The following is a 15,855-nucleotide window of genomic DNA, read 5'->3' on the forward strand; positions in this document are numbered from 1 at the left end:
GGTCAGACTCCGCTCAGGACGGGCAGTTCGGCGGGCTCTTCTTCGACCGGATCCGGGCCGCGCTTGGCGACCCGCGCCATGAGCACCCAGTCGGCGACCGCGAGCGCGGCGAACAGCAGTGAGAAGGCGATGAAGGAGAACAGGATCTGGCCGGCCGGGACGTCCGCGATCGCGTCCGCGGTGCGCAGCTTCCCCCAGACCAGCCACGGCTGGCGGCCGAGCTCGCGCACCAGCCAGCCCATGATCGAGGCGAGGAACGGCAACGGGATCGCCGCGACCATCAGGTAGTGCAGGAACCGCGCCTTGGTCACCCAGTTCCGGAAGAGCAGCAGCGTGCCGAGGATCGCGCACACGAACATCAGGAACCCGAGCCCGATCATGGCGCCCAGCGGCATCCCGACGACGCTCTCGTCGAGCTTGTCCGGTTGGTACATCTTCAGCTCGCCGAACTGCGCGAAGCCCTGGTTGACCACGAAGATCGAGCCGACCAGCGCCGCGACCACGCCGATGCGCATCGAGCGGCGGAAGAACTCGACCTCGGTCGTGCGCTTCAGGAAGTGGTACGCGCTGACGCCGACCACGAAGAACCCGCCGGTCACCAGTGCCGCGCTGAGCACGTGCGGCAGCGAGGCGACGAGCGCCGGGTTCGAAAACAGCGCGCCGAAGTCGTCGAGGTGCAGCGTGCCGCCTTCCAGGCGGCTGCCGACCGGGTTCTGCAGGAACGAGTTGGCCAGCATGATGAACAGCGCCGACGCGTACGCGGTCAGCGTGACCAGCCAGATCAGCGTCAGGTGCAGCCACTTGTTCAGCCGCCCGAAGCCGAAGATCCACAGGCCGAGGAAGGTCGACTCGAGGAAGAACGCGACCAGCGTCTCGATGGCCAACGGCGCGCCGAAGACGTCACCGGCGAATGCGGAAAGCCCGGTCCAGGTCAGCCCGAACTGGAATTCCATCACGATTCCGGTGACGATCCCCAGCGCGTAGTTGATCACGTACAACCGGCCCCAGAAGCGCGTCATCCGGAGCAGCTCGGGCTTGCCGCCGAGCGTCCAGCGCGTCTGCATCACGGCCACCAGCGTGACCAACCCCAGTGTGAGCAGCACGAACAGGAAGTGGAACGAAGTCGTCGTCGCGAACTGGAGTCTCGCGACCGGGAGTGCGTCCATGCCGAGCGACTATATACGTAGACTGCCTACATGTAGCCATCAAATCCATGAGATCCGGGTCATCTCCGGGAAATACCCCGGTGTGTCCGGAGTGCCCGGTCAATAGCGTGTCCGGGGTGGGCATGCGTAGACTGCGTACCTATGAAGGCGGACACCTTGCGCGGGCACCTCGACGCGTTGCTGCTGGCGGTGCTCGACGGCCGCAAGCTGCACGGCTACGCGATCATCGAGGCGCTGCAGCTGCGCAGCGACGGCGCGCTCGACCTGCCGACCGGCACCGTGTACCCGGCGCTGCGCCGGCTCGAGCGGGCCGGCTGGCTGGCCAGCGAATGGGACGTCGTGTCCGGCCGCAAGCGCCGCACCTACCGGCTCACCCGCTCCGGGCAGCAGGCCTTGGCCGCCGAACGCGCCGAGTGGCGGGAGTTCACGGCGGTCATCGGGGGAGTGCTGGGAGCGGACGCATGATCGAGGGCTACATCCAGGAGCTGGACCATCGGCTGCACGGCTGCGGCCGCTTCAAGGCCGACCTGCTGGGCGAGGCCCGTGACGGCCTGCACGACGCCGCGGACGCCTACCGCGCGGGCGGCTGGAGCGTCGAGGACGCCGAGCGCCGCGCGGTCGCCGACTTCGGCCCGGCCGCCGTCGTCGCCCGCGACTACCAGGCCGAGCTCGGCATGCTCAGCGGCGTCCGCACGCTCTGGAAGCTCGTCCTCGGCGTGCCGGCGATGCAGATCTCGTGGGACTACGCCCGGATCCTCACCTTCGGCGAATGGACGAGGTTCACCACGCCGACGCCGGGGTGGTACCAGGTCGTCACGCACGTCACCCACGGCGCGGTGTTCGTCGTGCCGGTGATCGGCGTGCTCGCGCTGCTCGGCATCCGCTGGCTGAGCCGGCGCCTGGACGGCGTCGGGCTCGCGCGGTTCTGCGGCGTCCTCATCGCGCTCGCGGTCGGCGTCAACCTCGCCTCGGTCGGGCTGCTGATCGGCACCACCGGCTTCGTGGACGCTTCGAGGCTGTTCCTGAGCGTCCCGTGCGTCCTGTTGATGGTCGCCTGGGTGCTGCTTTCGCTGCGGCTCGTCGTGCTCGCGAGACGATCCTGGGGTGGGTATGCCACGATCGTCGCGTGACGACCGCGCTGATCTACCTCGTAGTCATGCTGCTGGTGGCCGCCGTGGTGTTCCTGCTCGCCGCCGTCGTGTTCGGCCGGGGTGAGGAGCTCGCCCCGCTGCCGCCGGGCAGCTCGCCGACGCGGCTGCCGGCCGAGGACATCACCGGCGAGGACCTGACCGAGGTCCGGTTCCAGCTGGTGCTGCGTGGCTACAAGATGTCCGAAGTGGACTGGGTGCTGCGGCGCCTCGGCGTCGAGCTCGACGAGCTGCGTGCCCGGGTCACCGAGCTGGAGCAGCGCGAACGCGAGCGGGAGAGCTCGCCCGAAGGCGCCCAGTGACGGATCTGATCCTGTCGGTCGACGTCCGCGCCCCGGCCGGGACGACCTGGCTCGCGCTGACGGACTGGACGCGCCAGGGCGAGTGGATGCTCGGCACCGAGGTCGAGGTCGTCGAGGGCAACGGCCGCAGCGTCGGGTCACGGCTCTCGGCGTTCACCGGGGTGGCCGGCATCGGCTTCACCGACACGATGGAGATCACCAGCTGGGAGCCGCCGGTGCGGTGCGCGGTCCGGCACCTCGGCAGCTTCGTCGCCGGCACCGGCGTGTTCCAGGTGGTGCCGAAGGGCGCGCAGCGCTCGACGTTCGTCTGGGCCGAGCACCTGCGGCTGCCGTTCGGGCCGCTGGGCCGGCTCGGCTGGCCGGTGGTGCGGCCGGCGTTCGCGCTGGGGGTGCGCCAGTCGCTGCGGCGGTTCGCGCGGTTCGCGGAAGGTTATTCGGTGGGTGGGGATGAGTGAGCTTCTCGGCGCCGACGGCGTCGCGCGGTGCAGCTGGGGCAATTCGACGCCGGACTACGCGTCCTACCACGACGAAGAGTGGGGCGTGCCGCTCCACGGCCGGGACGAGCTGTACGAGCGGCTGTGCCTCGAGTCGTTCCAGTCCGGGCTGTCGTGGATCACGATCCTGCGCAAGCGCGAGAGCTTCCGGAAGGCGTTCAAGCAGTTCAAGCCGGTCAAGGTGGCGAAGTTCGGCGACGCCGACGTCGAGCGGCTGATGCAGGACGCGTCGATCGTGCGGAACCGGGCGAAGATCCTGGCCGCGATCAAGAACGCCCAGGCGATCGCTTCGCTCGATACGCCCTTGGACGACCTCTTGTGGTCGTTCGCGCCCGCCTCGCACGCGCGGCCGGCGTCCATGTCGGACGTCCCGGCGATCACCGACGAGTCCAAGGCGATGGCCAAGGAGCTGAAGAAACGCGGCTTCGTCTTCCTCGGCCCAACCACGTGCTACGCGCTGATGCAGGCCACCGGCATGGTCGACGACCACGTCGCGGGCTGCTTCCGCGCCTCGTGAGTGTTTAGGGCGGTTAGAACCGCCCTAAACACTCACGAGCGTCACTTGCCCTGGAAGTTCGGCTTGCGCTTGCCGACGAAGGCCTCGACGGCCTCGGTGTGGTCGGCGGTCGCGCCGAGCGCCGTCTGGGCGGCGTCCTCGGCCGCGAGGGCCTCGTCGAACGTCGACTGGGCGGCCAGGTTGAGCACGCCCTTGATCTTCGCGTAGGCCACCGTCGGCCCGGCCGCGAGCCGCGCCGCGACCTTCTGGGCGCGGGCCGGCAGCTCTTCGTCCGGGACGACCTCGCCGACCAGGCCGAGCCGCTGCGCCTCGGCGGCGTCGACGGTGCGGGCCAGCAGCATCAGCTCGGCGGCGCGGCCGTAGCCGACCAGCCGCTGCAGCGTCCAGGACGCGCCCGAGTCCGGGCCGAGCCCGACGTTGGCGAAGGCCATCAGGAACGACGACGATTCGGCGGCGATCCGCAGGTCACTGGCGTAGGCGAAGGCGGCCCCGGCGCCGGCGGCGGTGCCGTTGATCGCGGCGATGACCGGCTTCGGCATGTCCACGATCGCCTTGACGATCGGGTTGTAGTGCTCCTTCACCGTGTGTAGCGGGGCGGGGTCACCCGCCTGCAGCAGTCCCACGTGCTCCTTCAGATCCTGGCCGGCGCAGAACGCCTTGCCGGAACCGGTCAGCACGACCGCGCGGACAGCCTCGTCGCCCGCCGCCTCGCGCAGCGCCGCGAGCAGTGCTTCCTTCAGCTCGACGGTCAGCGAGTTGTACGCCTGCGGCCGGTTGAGGGTCAGGGTGCGCACCCCGTCGGCGTCGGCGGTCAACAGGACGTCGGATGTGGTCACGTCTTCTCCTTGCGCGGATGCATCGGTCGTTCGACAGTCTTTCACCTCGCGCGAGCCGCATACCAGCACCGATACGGCGGCAAAAGATCCCCTCCGCTGATGCGCCCGGCCGCTGATGAGGGACAATGGACCCAAGACCCGGCTGGCTTTCACGCGAGCGCGACCCGGGCGCGCCGGTTGAGACGGAGGGAGCACGCTATGGCGGCCATGAAGCCCCGGACCGGAGATGGTCCCCTCGAAGTGACTAAGGAGGGGCGGGGCCTCGTGATGCGCGTACCGCTCGAGGGTGGTGGGCGACTCGTCGTCGAACTCTCCGCGGAGGAGGCCAAGGACCTCGGCGCCGCTTTGGCGGAGGTCACCGGCTAGCAAGCCTCCCCAGAACCGTCCTTCCGTCGCACCCCGGTCTCCTTCGGAGGCCGGGGTCGCGGTTCCTCTGCGCCCGAAGGTTGCTCACTGTGCGTAATCCGCTACCCCCCGTTCCGACTAGTCTGCTCGACATCGAGGTCGCGGGCGACCTGCGCCGCGGCGCCCCGACGGCCCGGCTGGTGGCCGCGCCCGCCGACGACGTCGAGTCCGAGCCGCTGGAGATCGGCGGCGTGCGGATCACCGGCAAGGCGGGCGACGTGCAGACGGTCACGGGCGACGGGCCCCGCTGGGTCGCGGGCCTCGGCGACGGCGAGCCCAAGCAGTACCGCAAAGCCGGCGCGGCGCTGGTCCGCGCGGTGAACGCGGCCTTGGCGGACGACGTCGACCACGGCGGTCGCGCCTTCCGCGCGGTGCAGCTGGCGCTGCCCGAAGAAGCGTCAGGGGAGCACGTCACCGAGCTCGCGCTGGGGCTGCTGCTCGGCGGCTACCGGTTCAAGGTGACCGGCGACGACCCCAAGCCGTCGGTGCGGACGATCCGGCTGGTGGCGCACGACCGCGCGGTCGAGCCGTTCACCGCGCTGGTCGCGCGCGCGTCGGTGCTGGCGGGCGCGACGGCGTTGACCCGCGACCTGGCGAACACGCCGTCCAACGTGAAGACCCCGGCCTGGCTCGCGGACACGGCGGCCCGGGTGGCCGGCCCGCGCGTCGAGGTGGCGGTGCGCGACGAGAAGTGGCTGACGACGCAGGGCTTCGGCGGCGTCCTGGCGGTCGGCGGCGGTTCCGCGCGCCCGCCGCGGCTGATCGAGATGACGTACCAGCCGTCGGGGGCGGCCCGGCACCTGCTGCTGGTGGGCAAGGGCATCACGTTCGACACGGGCGGCCTGTCGATCAAGCCGGCCGACGGCATGCACCTGATGCGCACGGACATGGCGGGCGGCGCGGCGGTGATCGCGGCGATCCGCGCCGTCGCGGCGCTGGAGCTGCCGGTGCGCGTGACGGCGCTGGTTCCCGCGGCGGAGAACCACGTGTCGGGCTCGGCGTACCGGCCGGGCGACATCGTCCGGCACTACGGCGGCAAGACGACGGAAGTGTCCAATACGGACGCGGAGGGCCGGATGGTGCTCGCGGACGCGCTGGTCTACGGGATCCGCCGCTTCTCGCCCGACTACGTGGTCGACGCGGCCACCCTGACGGGCGCGATGAAGGTGTCGCTGGGCCTGCGCACCGGCGGCCTGTTCGCTTCGGACGACGCGCTGGCGGCGCTGGTCGCCGGCGCGGGTTCGCGCGTCGGCGAGGCCTGGTGGCGGATGCCGCTGGTGGAGGACTACGCGGAGAGCGTCCGCGGCGAGTTCGGCGACGTCCGCCAGACCCCGGGCGGCCCGGGCGGCATCGCGGCGGCGTTGTTCCTGCGCGAGTTCGTTTCGGGCTTGCCGTGGGCGCACCTGGACATCGCGGGTCCGGCGCGGTCGGAGAAGAACTACGACGAGGTCGTCCCGGGTGCGACGGGGTTCGCGGCGCGGACGTTGGTGGAGCTGGCGGCGTCGCTGGCCTGATTCCGGCTCGCGAGGACGTGGTCGCGGAAGCCGGTGACCGCCGGGGTCATCGGCTCTTCTGCTCGCCAGACCAAGCCGATCGTCCGGAACGGCGTCGGCTCCAACGGCACCTCCGCGACCCCCGCCGGCGTGCCCGGGCCGAACCGTGGCAGCAACGCCACCCCCAGGCCCGCCGCCACCAGGCCGCGCACCGTGTCCGACTCCTGGCCCTCGAACGCGATCCGCGGTGTGAAGCCCGCCGCCGCGCAGAGCTCGTCCGTCAGCGTCCGGACTCCGTAGCCCTGCTCCAGCAGCACGAACTCCTCGTCGGCCAGCTCCGCCATCCGCACCGACTTCCGCCCGGCCAGGCGGTGCCCGGCCGGGACCGACAGCAGAATCTCCTCCTCCACCAGGCCCGCGGAGACCAGTGTCGGCACCGAGGGCAGCGGGGCCAGCAGCGCCAGGTCCAGCTCGCCGCCCGCGAGCCGGTCGACCATCTCCTGCCGCGAGCCCTGGACCAGCGTGAACCGCACTCCGGGGTACCGCGCCCGGTGCCCGCGCAGCAGTTCCGGCACCAGCGACCGCCCGAGCAGGTGCAGGAACCCCAGCACGACGTGCCCCGACTCCGGCGCGACCTCCTCGCGCGCCAGCCGGACGCCGTTGTCCACCGCCGCCAGGCCGCGTTCGGCCGCTTCGGCCAGCAGTTCGGCCGCGCGCGTGAGCCGGATGCCGCGGCCGTCCGGGACGGTCAGCGGCGCCCCCAGCGCGTCGGCCAGCGTCGCGAGCCGGCGGCTCACCGTCGGCTGCGGCACGCCCAGCAGCTCGGCCGCGCGTGTGACGTTCCTCGTCTCGCGCAGCGCGGCGAGCAGTGGCAGGTGCGGTGCCACCTGCGCGGACAGCGAGTCATACGTCATCGCATCAATCATGCCAGATCGACGCATTGGACGTATTGGTTAGCGCTGCTTACTTTCAGGTCGTGACCTCCACCCGCCGAGTCAAGACCGCCGTCGCCGCGGCCGGGATCTCCTCCTTCGCCCTGCTCTACGCGCCGCAGCCGGTGCTGCCGCAGCTCGCCGCGCAGTACCACCTCGACCCCGGCGGCGCGGCGCTCGCGGTGAGCGTCGCGACCGGGGCGCTGGCCATCGCCGTGCTGCCGATCGCCGCGTTGTCCGAGGTGATCGGGCGCCGGCCGGTGATCCTGACTTCGGTGCTCGCGTCGGTCGTGTTCGGGCTGCTGCTGCCGCTCATGCCGACGTACCCGGCGCTGCTCGTGCTGCGCGCCCTGCAGGGCATCGCGATCGCGGGCTTCCCCGGCGTCGCGGCGGCCTACCTGGCCGAACGCCTCGGCCGCGCGGGGGTCGCGGCGGCCGTCGGCGCGATGATCGCGGGCAACACGGTCGGCGGCATGCTCGGCCGGCTCTCGAGCGGCTTCTCCGCGGGCCCGCTCGGCTGGCGCGGCGCGCTGTTCGTCGTCGCTGGTGTGGGCGCGGTGTGCTCGGCGATCACCGTCGTGACGCTGCCGCCGGGAACCCGCCCGCGTGGCGACGCGCAACTCCGCGCCGTGGCGAAAGGCCTGGTCACGGCCTTGAGCAAGCCGGTGCTGCTGGCGCAGTACGCGGTCGCGCTGCTGGCGATGGGCTCGTTCGTCGCGCTGTACAACGCGGCGGGGTTCCGGCTGACCGGCGACCCGCTGAACCTGTCCCCGGCCATCGCTTCGCTGGTGTTCCTGGCGTACGCGACGGGCTCGGTGTCTTCGGCCGCAGCGGGCCGCTTGGTGGCGCGGGTGGGCCGCCGCCGGGCGCTGATCGGCGCGTTGCTGCTGACGGCCGCCGGCGCGGCGCTGACCCTGCCGGACTCGCTGCCGCTGGTCATCGCCGGTTTTTTGGTGCTGACCTGCGCGTTCTTCGCGGCCCACGCGGTCGCGAACGGCTGGGCGGCGGCGGACGCCCCGGAGAACGCGCGCGGCCAGGTGGGCGGCATGTACACGGCGACGTACTACCTGGGCAGCAGCGTCGGCGGCGCCGCGGGGGCGTGGGTGTACGGGCACGCGGGCTGGCCGTGGCTGATCGCCGTGGTGGCGATGTGGCTGCTCTTGGCGGCGGCTGCCGTCGGGGTCGGGACGCGGGTGCCGGTGCAGCGGCGTGAGCTGGTCAACGCCGGCTGACGTCAGATCGCGGCGGCCACCAGCAGCCCGCCACCCACCGGGAGCAACGCCGGCACCAGCCGCTCGTCCTCCCGGAACGCCCGCGCGACCTCCCGCAACGCCAGCGTCTCCGGGTCCCGCCGGGCCGGGTCGATCACGCGGCCGCCGACCAGGACGTTGTGGAACGCGATGATCCCGCCGCGTCGCAGCAGCGACACGCCCAGCTCGTAGCACCCCGGGTACTCGATGTGCGCCGAATCGACGAACACCAGGTCGTACCCACCCGGTGTGAGCCGCTGGAGCACGTCCAGCGCCCGGCCGACGATCAGCCGCGTCCGGCCCGGCGCGTAGCCCGCCTCGCGGAACGTCACGCGGGCCGCCCGCTGGTACTCCGGCTCGACGTCGATCGAGGTCAGGATGCCGTCGGGGGCCATGCCGCGCAGCAGGCTCAGCCCGCTGACCCCGCAGCCGGTGCCCACCTCGACCACGGCCTTCGCGCGCAGCGTCGCGGCCAGGAAGCGCAGCGTCGCGCCCGCACCCGCGCTGAGCGGGTGGCAGCCCAGGTCCTCGGCCCGGGCGCGGGCGGAGGACAGCACCTCGTCGTCGGGCAGGTACCCGTCGACGAACCCGGAATCGGCCGGTGCGGCCGCAGGCGTGGGCGTGTTCACGCACGGAGGTTAGCGTTGGTTGTCGATAAATCCGCGCAGGCTCCCTGGTAAGCACCCGGGAAGAACTTCTCAGCCTGCTCTCAGTCCAGTCTCACTAGAACCATAAGGAGTCCCGACAGACTCAGTGGGGAACACGGGAACACCGTGCCGATGGCCCGCGTTGGGTGGAGCAGACAGGAGTTACGCAGATGGAGGTGCCTGCTCCCGCGATGCAGAACGCCGTTGCCGAAAACGACGCCGACGCGGCTCAGCCCGTGTCCCTGGACGAGGCGGTCTGGACGCCACCGTCCTGGGACGAGGTCGTCCGCGAACACGGTGACCGGGTCTACCGGCTGGCCTACCGCCTGACCGGCAACACGCACGACGCCGAGGACCTCACGCAGGAGACCTTCATCCGGGTCTTCCGCTCGCTGGCGTCCTACAAGCCCGGCACGTTCGAGGGCTGGCTGCACCGGATCACCACCAACCTCTTCCTCGACATGGCCCGCCGCCGCTCCCGCGTGCGCATGGAGGGCCTGCCGGAGGACACCGACCGCATCGTGGGCGACGACCCGAGCCCGGAGCAGGTCTACTCCGACACGCACCTGGACCCGGACCTGCAGGCCGCGCTCGACGAGCTGCCCCCGGAGTTCCGCGCCGCCGTCGTGCTGTGTGACGTCGAAGGGCTGTCGTACGAGGAGATCGGCGCGACGCTGGGTGTCAAGCTGGGCACCGTCCGCAGCCGGATCCACCGCGGCCGCCAGGCGCTGCGCGCTTCGCTCGAGCGACGGCGCGCTCACGCCCCGGAGTCTGCGAAGGTGTCGGTATGACCGCACCGCGAGGCTGGGCACTCCCCGAGTCGCACCTGCTGCCGGAAGTAGTCGTGGCGTTCGTCGACGGCGAGCTTTCGCACGGCGCCCGCGATCGCGCGGCGTCGCACATCACGCGCTGCGCGGCGTGCGCGGCCGAGGTGCGCGCGCAGCGCCAGACGGTCGACACGATCCGCCGCGCGGGCGCGCCGTCGATGTCGGCGGGGTTCCTGGCGAGCCTGCAGTCCATCCCGCAGCACACGGAGCTGCCGAGCAGCCCGGACAACCTGGCCATCACGGCCGACGGCCAGCTGGTCGCGGTCCAGCGTCCCGACCGGGTCGCGGGCCTGCGCGACACGGGCGTGCTGGGTGGTGTCGCGCCGTTGGGATCATCGGCGCCGCTCGGCCAGTCCGAGAACGTCCTCGGCGGCGGCCGTTTTAAGCGACGCGCTGCCCAGGGAGCCGGGGTCGTCGTATCGGGCCTCGTGCTGAGCGCGCTGGCGCTGGTGGGCACGACCGCGGACAGCGGCGACGGCAGCCCGGAGACGGGTGGCGGGGCGCCGCAGCCGGCGAACCTGCTGCCGGCCCAGATGGCGGTGCCCCAGCAGGCGGCCCCGCCGCTGACGTCGGCGCCACCGAGCACGACGCCGGTCGCGGTGCCGGCCGGGATCCGCTGAGACTTCATTCCACGAAGGCCGTCATGAGGGATTCCTCGTGGCGGCTTCGGCATTCCCCGCTCCGGCGGGCCGGGCAAGAAACAGCCACTTCACCGGCCGACCGGCAGACTCGGAGCACTGGGCTTGGGTATCGTCACGCCCAGCCACCTGATCTTCTGCACCGGGGAATGATGACCGAGCCGAACGTGAATCCCGAGCAGCCCGAAGCGCGCGAAGCCGACAGGCTGGGTCCGCGGCCGCTCGCGCGGCCGGCCGTCGATCCGGCGCAGGCCGCCGTGTTCGGGCGGCCGTCGGGCGTCGACGGGGCGTTCGACCAGCTCTACACCCCGCAGAAGGCCAACGGCGTCAGTCTCGCGCCGCCCGCGCCCGAGTCGCTCGCCGAAGCCTTCCGGCGCCCGCCCGGTGCCGAAGGCGTGCTGCTCGAACGTCCCCGGGAAGCCACCGGGGAGCCCGCTCCGCAGGATCCGCCGCTGTGGAACAGCACCGCCGACCCGTGGCGCGATCCGGGGGCCGGCGCCGTGCTCGCCGGCCCCGCGATGCCCGCCGAAGACGAGGAAAAGCCCGCGCGACGTCCCGCCGGGGCGCTGCTGAGCCTGCCCGAGGTGCTGTTCGGCCGTCGCGTGCAGCCGAAGGCGCTGGTGCTGCTCGGCGTCGTCGCGCTGCTGATCGGCGCCGCCGGGGGACTCGTCGGCTGGTGGGTCGCCGACACCGGCACCGAGCTCACCGGCTCCGCCACCATCTCCGAAGCCGAGGCGGGCAAGGAGCGCCCGGCCGGCTCGGTCGCCGAGATCGCCAAGCGCGTCTCGCCCGCCGTCGTCTCGCTCGAGGTCTTCAAGCCCGGCGCCGAGTCCGGCGAGCAGGGCTCCGGCGTGATGATCGACCCGCAGGGCTACATCCTCACCAACGAGCACGTGATCTCCTCCGCCGCGGCCGACCCGGGCGTCAAGGTCACCGCGATCTTCAGCGACGGCACCCGCACCGAGGCCAAGCTCGTCGGCGCCGACCAGAAGACCGATCTCGCCGTGGTGAAGGTCAACGTCACCAACCCGACCGTGCTGCAGGTCGGGAAGTCGTCAGACCTTCAGGTCGGGGACACCGTGATGGCGATCGGCTCGCCGCTGGCCCTGCAGAACTCGGTGACCGCCGGCATCGTCAGCGCGTTGAACCGCCCGATCACCGCGGGCGGCGACAACGGCGCCCCGCCGGTCACCTACGAAGCCATCCAGACCGACGCCGCGATCAACCACGGCAACTCCGGCGGCGCGCTCGTCGACTCGACCGGCGCGCTGGTCGGCATCAACTCGTCGATCCGCTCCTCCGGCGCGGACGGCGGCAGCATCGGCATCGGCTTCGCCATCCCGAGCGACTACGCGATCAAGATCGCGAAGGCGCTGATCAAGGACGGCAAGGTCCAGCACGCCGACATCGGCATCAACGCGTCCTCGACGGTCGCCGGCTCGTCCACGATGGGCGCGCAGGTCAAGAACGTCGCGCCCGGCGGCCCGGCGGCCAACGCGGGCATCAAGGAAGGCGACGTGATCACGAAGATCGGCGGCCGCCTGGTGCGGGACTCGGCCGAAATGACGGTCGCGGTGCGCGCCCACGACGTCGGCCAGGTCGTCCCGGTGCAGCTGGTCCGCGACGGCGCGAGCTTCGTCGTGGACGTAACCCTGGCTTCCGACTGAGTTCCCGCGTTCGGCCTGCCGTCGCGCGGGCCGGGGCGGGTACCCTGGGCGGGTAGGTTCCGAGCGGAGGTAGACGGGTGTTCGACAGTGTCGGATGGGGGGAAATCCTCGTCCTCATCATCGCCGGTCTCTTCATCCTCGGCCCGGAACGGCTGCCGGAGGCGGCGTCCTGGCTCGCGAAGAGCGTGAAGAAGGTCCGCGACTTCGCGACCGGCGCGCGGGAGCAGCTCCGCGAGGAGATGGGCCCGGAGTTCGACCAGCTGCGCAAGCCGCTGGAGGACCTGCGAGGCTTGCGCAACTTCGACCCGAAGCGAGTGGTGACCCAGCACCTGTTCGACGGAGACTCGGACCCGCTGGGCATCAAGGGCATCACGAACGGCAGCCCGAGCGTCAACGGGACCAACGGCTCGAACGGCCACCCGGTGGCCCAGACGCCGGCACCGGAGCCGCTGAAGCCGGGCGAGCGCCCCCCAGTCGACCCGGACGCCACGTAACCCGAGTTCTCAAGCGCCCCAATGTGGCGTTGGGGGGGTCCAACGCACCCAAAGCCCCAATGGGTGGGTGCCAACCCCCCCCAGCCACATTGGGGCGCTTGAAGCCGAGGGTCAGCGGCCCGCCGGGGTCACGTTGAGCATCATGCCCGCCAGCCCGCGCGCCTTCACCGTCAGCTTCTTCGCCGCGTCCCTCAGCACCACCGAAGCCGGAGCCTCCGGCTCGGTCAGCACCAGCGGCTCGCCCGCGTCGCCCTGGGCGACCATGCGTGGGTCCATCGGGATCTGGCCCAGCAGCGGGACCTCCGACCCGATCGACTTCGACAACGACGAAGCCACCGTCTCGCCGCCGCCCGCGCCGAAGATCTCCATTCGCTCCCCGGAAGGCGTCTCCAGCCACGACATGTTCTCGATCACCCCGGCCACGCGCTGACGCGTCTGCAACGCGATCGCCCCGGCGCGCTCGGCCACCTCCGCCGCGGCCTGCTGGGGTGTTGTCACCACCAGGATCTCCGCGTTCGGGATCAGCTGGGCCACCGAGATCGCGATGTCGCCCGTGCCCGGCGGAAGGTCCAGCAGCAGGATGTCCAGGTCGCCCCAGAACACGTCCGCCAGGAACTGCTGCAGCGCCCGGTGCAGCATCGGGCCGCGCCACACCACCGGGGTGTTGCCCGGGGTGAACATACCGATCGAGATCACCTTCACGCCGTGGGACTGCGGCGGCATGATCATCGTGTCGACCTTGGTCGGCTTCTCGCGCGCGCCCAGCATGCGGGGGATCGAGTGGCCGTAGATGTCCGCGTCCACCACGCCCACCGACAACCCGCGAGCCGCCATCGCCGCCGCCAGGTTCACCGTCACCGACGACTTGCCGACGCCGCCCTTGCCCGACGCGACGCAGTACACCCGCGTCATCGAGCCCGGCTGCGCGAACGGGATCACCGGCTCGGCCTGGTCGCCGCGCAGGGACTTGCGCAGCTCGGTGCGTTGTTCGTCACTCATGACGTCCAGCTCGACCCGGACGTCGACCACGCCGGGGAGCTTCGAGACGGCTTCCTTCGTGTCGTTGGTGAGCGTCGCCTTCAGGGGACAGCCGGCCACCGTCAGGTAGATCCCGACCGTCACCACGCCGTCGTCCCCGACGGCCACGTCCTTGACCATCCCCAGGTCCGTGATGGGTTTCCGGATCTCCGGGTCTTGCACGCTCTTCAGCGCGCTGCGGACGTCATCGACGCTGGGGAGCTGCTGGGTGCTGGTCACCCCACCCATGTTACGAGCCGGTAGGAGTGCGCGGCTTCCTGGGCTTGACGTCGAGGTCCTCCCGCAGCCGGTCCAGCTCGCTGCGCAGGTAGTCCCGCGTGGCCACCTCGCCGACCGCCAGCCGCAGCGCCGCCAGCTCCCGGGCCAGGTACTCCGTGTCGGCCTTCGTCTGCGTCGCGCGGTTGCGGTCCTCCTCCAGGGAGACGCGGTCGCGGTCGTCCTGGCGGTTCTGCGCCAGCAGGATCAGCGGCGCCGCGTACGCCGCCTGCGTCGAAAAGGCCAGGTTGAGCAGGATGAACGGGTACGGGTCCCAGCGCAGTGACACCGCCGCGAGGTTCAGCACGATCCAGACGATCACGATCAGCGTCTGCCAGAACAGGTACTTCCCGGTGCCGAGGAACCGGGCGATCCGCTCGGTGAACCGGCCGAAGGAGTCGGGGTCGATGTTCAGCCTGAACCGGTTCTGGCTGCGGGGCTGGTCGAGCCGCCGTCCCGAAGTCAGCTCAGGCACGGTCTTCCTCCAAGGTGTCGTGCAGCCCGGTCTCGCGCCAGTCCTCCGGCAGCAGGTGGTCGAGGACGTCGTCGACGGTCACCGCGCCGATCAGGTGGTCTTCGGTGTCGACGACCGGCCCGCAGGTCAGGTTGTAGGCCGCGAAGTAGCGCGTGACCTCGGCCAGCGACGCTCCCGGTTTCAGCGGCGGCAACCCGGTGTCCACCGCGCTGGCCACCAGCTCGGCCGGCGGCTCCCGCAGCAGCCGCTGGAAGTGGACGACGCCGACGTAGCGCCCGGTCGGCGTCGCGGTCGGCGGCCGGCAGACGAACACCATGCTGGCCAGCGCGGGCGGCAGCTCGGCGTTGCGGATGTGCGCGAGCGCCTCGGCGATCGTCGTGTCCGGCGTCAGCACCACCGGCTCCGGCGTCATCAGGCCGCCCGCGGTGTCGGACGAGTACTCCAGCAGCCGCTTGACCGGCGCCGACTCCTCCGGCTCCATCAGCTCCAGCAGCCGGTTCTGCTCGGCCGGGGCCAGCTCGGCCAGCAGGTCGGCCGCGTCGTCCGGGTTCATCGCCTCGAGGACGTCGGCCGCGCGCTCCTCGGCCAGGTAGGCCAGCAGCTCCTTCTGGTCGTCGTCGGGCAGCTCCTCGATGACGTCGGCGAGGCGCTCGTCGTCCATCGCGTCGGCGACCTCGTGGCGGCGCTTGAGCGGCAGGTCGCGCACGGTGGCGGCGATGTCGGCCGGGCGCATGGTGTCGAACAGCATCAGCAGCTGCCCGGCGCCCTGGGGCTGCGCGCCGAGGTCGTTGAGGCCGAGCCCGGCGACTTCGGACCAGGGCAGCACCTGCATGGTCGCGCGCCGGCGCGTCAGGCCGAGGCGCCGCTCCCGGATGGCGAGCTTGGCCAGCACCCAGTCGCGGGTGCGGGTCGGCTCCATCCCGGCGTCGACGACGGTGATCCGCGTCTCGGACCCGGCCAGCGTGGCGTGCGCGTCGAGCAGCTGGCCGAGCACCAGGACCTCGTTGGGGCGCTGGTTGAACTGGCGCATGTTGACCGATCCGGTGGCCAGCGTGACGGCGGTCGGCTCGATCGAGGTGACCCGCAGCATCGGCACGAACACCCGGCGGCGGGTGGCCAGCTCGACGACCAGGCCGAGGATCCGCGGCGGCTGGGCGTCGAGGCGCAGCCCGGCGACGAGGTCGCGGACCCGGCCGATCGACTCGCCGTCCGGGCCGAATACCGGCAAGCCGGACAGCTGAGCTGCGAAAACCCTGTTGACCGCGGCCATG

Annotated in this window: 19 protein-coding genes; 12 read left to right on the forward strand and 7 right to left on the reverse strand. The window is 71.6% G+C overall.

The features are described 5' to 3' along the window. Positions 1-2: 2 nt before the first annotated feature. Positions 3-1,166: a cytochrome ubiquinol oxidase subunit I gene (locus M8542_RS26970; protein WP_257923046.1), complete on the reverse strand. Its 1,164-nt coding sequence runs from the start codon at positions 1,164-1,166 to the stop codon at positions 3-5. Between the two features lie 141 nt (positions 1,167-1,307). Between M8542_RS26970 and M8542_RS26975 the strand changes: the two genes are divergently transcribed. From M8542_RS26975 to M8542_RS26995, 5 genes are read left to right on the forward strand one after another with little or no spacing between them, the layout of a single operon-like run. After that, complete coding sequence (locus M8542_RS26975) at positions 1,308-1,631, forward strand: helix-turn-helix transcriptional regulator (protein WP_257923047.1); 324 nt, start codon at positions 1,308-1,310, stop codon at positions 1,629-1,631. Beyond that, a complete protein-coding gene (locus tag M8542_RS26980) occupies positions 1,628-2,296 on the forward strand; it encodes a permease prefix domain 1-containing protein (protein ID WP_257923048.1) in 669 nt (222 codons plus the stop codon). The genes M8542_RS26975 and M8542_RS26980 overlap by 4 nt, the downstream gene beginning before the upstream one ends. Next, entirely contained in the window at positions 2,293-2,616 is a 324-nt protein-coding gene (locus M8542_RS26985) for a DivIVA domain-containing protein (protein ID WP_257923049.1), read from the forward strand. The genes M8542_RS26980 and M8542_RS26985 overlap by 4 nt, the downstream gene beginning before the upstream one ends. Next, positions 2,613-3,071: an SRPBCC family protein gene (locus M8542_RS26990; RefSeq protein WP_257923050.1), complete on the forward strand. Its 459-nt coding sequence runs from the start codon at positions 2,613-2,615 to the stop codon at positions 3,069-3,071. Before M8542_RS26985 ends, M8542_RS26990 begins: the two co-directional genes overlap by 4 nt. Further along, positions 3,064-3,627 carry a DNA-3-methyladenine glycosylase I gene (locus tag M8542_RS26995; RefSeq protein WP_257923051.1) on the forward strand — a complete coding sequence of 188 codons (564 nt, stop codon included), beginning with the start codon at positions 3,064-3,066 and terminating at the stop codon, positions 3,625-3,627. Before M8542_RS26990 ends, M8542_RS26995 begins: the two co-directional genes overlap by 8 nt. Before the next feature lie 41 nt (positions 3,628-3,668). Here M8542_RS26995 and M8542_RS27000 read toward each other — a convergent pair whose 3' ends face one another. Then, positions 3,669-4,463 (reverse strand): enoyl-CoA hydratase-related protein, encoded by a 795-nt coding sequence (locus M8542_RS27000; protein WP_257923052.1) that lies wholly within the window; start codon positions 4,461-4,463, stop codon positions 3,669-3,671. 198 nt (positions 4,464-4,661) lie between these two features. Between M8542_RS27000 and M8542_RS27005 the strand changes: the two genes are divergently transcribed. Next, on the forward strand, positions 4,662-4,829 hold the full coding sequence (locus tag M8542_RS27005; RefSeq protein ID WP_013222969.1) for a DUF3117 domain-containing protein: 168 nt from the start codon (positions 4,662-4,664) through the stop codon (positions 4,827-4,829). 89 nt (positions 4,830-4,918) lie between these two features. Then, positions 4,919-6,382: a leucyl aminopeptidase family protein gene (locus M8542_RS27010; protein WP_257923053.1), complete on the forward strand. Its 1,464-nt coding sequence runs from the start codon at positions 4,919-4,921 to the stop codon at positions 6,380-6,382. Here the strand turns inward: M8542_RS27010 and M8542_RS27015 are convergent. Then, on the reverse strand, positions 6,307-7,275 hold the full coding sequence (locus tag M8542_RS27015) for a LysR family transcriptional regulator (RefSeq protein ID WP_257923054.1): 969 nt from the start codon (positions 7,273-7,275) through the stop codon (positions 6,307-6,309). The two genes, M8542_RS27010 and M8542_RS27015, sit on opposite strands and share 76 nt — an antisense overlap. A 62-nt stretch (positions 7,276-7,337) precedes the next feature. Here M8542_RS27015 and M8542_RS27020 point away from each other — a divergent pair, with 62 nt between their 5' ends. Further along, positions 7,338-8,525, forward strand: coding sequence for an MFS transporter (locus tag M8542_RS27020; RefSeq protein WP_257923055.1), 1,188 nt, complete (start codon positions 7,338-7,340; stop codon positions 8,523-8,525). A 2-nt stretch (positions 8,526-8,527) separates the two neighbouring features. On the opposite strand, the gene M8542_RS27025 is transcribed toward M8542_RS27020, so the two are convergent. After that, complete coding sequence (locus M8542_RS27025) at positions 8,528-9,172, reverse strand: O-methyltransferase (RefSeq protein ID WP_257923056.1); 645 nt, start codon at positions 9,170-9,172, stop codon at positions 8,528-8,530. Positions 9,173-9,381: 209 nt separating this feature from the next. On the opposite strand from M8542_RS27025, the gene sigE reads away from it, so the two are divergent. From sigE to tatB, 4 genes are all read left to right on the forward strand, one after another. Then, positions 9,382-9,981: an RNA polymerase sigma factor SigE gene (gene sigE / locus M8542_RS27030; RefSeq protein ID WP_372508620.1), complete on the forward strand. Its 600-nt coding sequence runs from the start codon at positions 9,382-9,384 to the stop codon at positions 9,979-9,981. After that, entirely contained in the window at positions 9,978-10,637 is a 660-nt protein-coding gene (locus M8542_RS27035) for an anti-sigma factor family protein (RefSeq protein ID WP_257923058.1), read from the forward strand. The genes sigE and M8542_RS27035 overlap by 4 nt, the downstream gene beginning before the upstream one ends. Before the next feature lie 167 nt (positions 10,638-10,804). Continuing rightward, positions 10,805-12,322 carry a S1C family serine protease gene (locus tag M8542_RS27040; RefSeq protein WP_257923059.1) on the forward strand — a complete coding sequence of 506 codons (1,518 nt, stop codon included), beginning with the start codon at positions 10,805-10,807 and terminating at the stop codon, positions 12,320-12,322. A gap of 77 nt (positions 12,323-12,399) precedes the next feature. Continuing rightward, a complete protein-coding gene (gene tatB, locus M8542_RS27045) occupies positions 12,400-12,816 on the forward strand; it encodes a Sec-independent protein translocase protein TatB (RefSeq protein ID WP_257923060.1) in 417 nt (138 codons plus the stop codon). Positions 12,817-12,927: 111 nt separating this feature from the next. On the opposite strand, the gene M8542_RS27050 is transcribed toward tatB, so the two are convergent. From M8542_RS27050 to M8542_RS27060, 3 genes are read right to left on the reverse strand one after another with little or no spacing between them, the layout of a single operon-like run. Further along, positions 12,928-14,073 (reverse strand): Mrp/NBP35 family ATP-binding protein, encoded by a 1,146-nt coding sequence (locus M8542_RS27050; protein WP_257923061.1) that lies wholly within the window; start codon positions 14,071-14,073, stop codon positions 12,928-12,930. Between the two features lie 10 nt (positions 14,074-14,083). Further along, positions 14,084-14,584 (reverse strand): DUF1003 domain-containing protein, encoded by a 501-nt coding sequence (locus M8542_RS27055; RefSeq protein WP_257923062.1) that lies wholly within the window; start codon positions 14,582-14,584, stop codon positions 14,084-14,086. Then, entirely contained in the window at positions 14,577-15,854 is a 1,278-nt protein-coding gene (locus tag M8542_RS27060) for a magnesium transporter MgtE N-terminal domain-containing protein (protein ID WP_257923063.1), read from the reverse strand. Before M8542_RS27060 ends, M8542_RS27055 begins: the two co-directional genes overlap by 8 nt. Position 15,855: the final 1 nt, after the last annotated feature.

It is taken from the genome of Amycolatopsis iheyensis (genome assembly GCF_024703995.1).
Lineage (GTDB): Bacteria > Actinomycetota > Actinomycetes > Mycobacteriales > Pseudonocardiaceae > Amycolatopsis > Amycolatopsis iheyensis.

Excerpts from the sequence above, each read along its gene's own strand:
- M8542_RS26970 (WP_257923046.1), bottom strand. The coding sequence starts at position 1,166 with ATGGACGCACTCCCGGTCGCGAGACTCCAGTTCGCGACGACGACTTCG.
- M8542_RS26975 (WP_257923047.1), top strand. The coding sequence starts at position 1,308 with ATGAAGGCGGACACCTTGCGCGGGCACCTCGACGCGTTGCTGCTGGCG.
- M8542_RS26980 (WP_257923048.1), top strand. The coding sequence starts at position 1,628 with ATGATCGAGGGCTACATCCAGGAGCTGGACCATCGGCTGCACGGCTGC.
- M8542_RS26995 (WP_257923051.1), top strand. The coding sequence starts at position 3,064 with ATGAGTGAGCTTCTCGGCGCCGACGGCGTCGCGCGGTGCAGCTGGGGC.
- M8542_RS27005 (WP_013222969.1), top strand. The coding sequence starts at position 4,662 with ATGGCGGCCATGAAGCCCCGGACCGGAGATGGTCCCCTCGAAGTGACT.
- M8542_RS27015 (WP_257923054.1), bottom strand. The coding sequence starts at position 7,275 with ATGACGTATGACTCGCTGTCCGCGCAGGTGGCACCGCACCTGCCACTG.
- sigE (WP_372508620.1), top strand. The coding sequence starts at position 9,382 with ATGCAGAACGCCGTTGCCGAAAACGACGCCGACGCGGCTCAGCCCGTG.
- M8542_RS27035 (WP_257923058.1), top strand. The coding sequence starts at position 9,978 with ATGACCGCACCGCGAGGCTGGGCACTCCCCGAGTCGCACCTGCTGCCG.
- M8542_RS27040 (WP_257923059.1), top strand. The coding sequence starts at position 10,805 with ATGATGACCGAGCCGAACGTGAATCCCGAGCAGCCCGAAGCGCGCGAA.
- M8542_RS27060 (WP_257923063.1), bottom strand. The coding sequence starts at position 15,854 with ATGGCCGCGGTCAACAGGGTTTTCGCAGCTCAGCTGTCCGGCTTGCCG.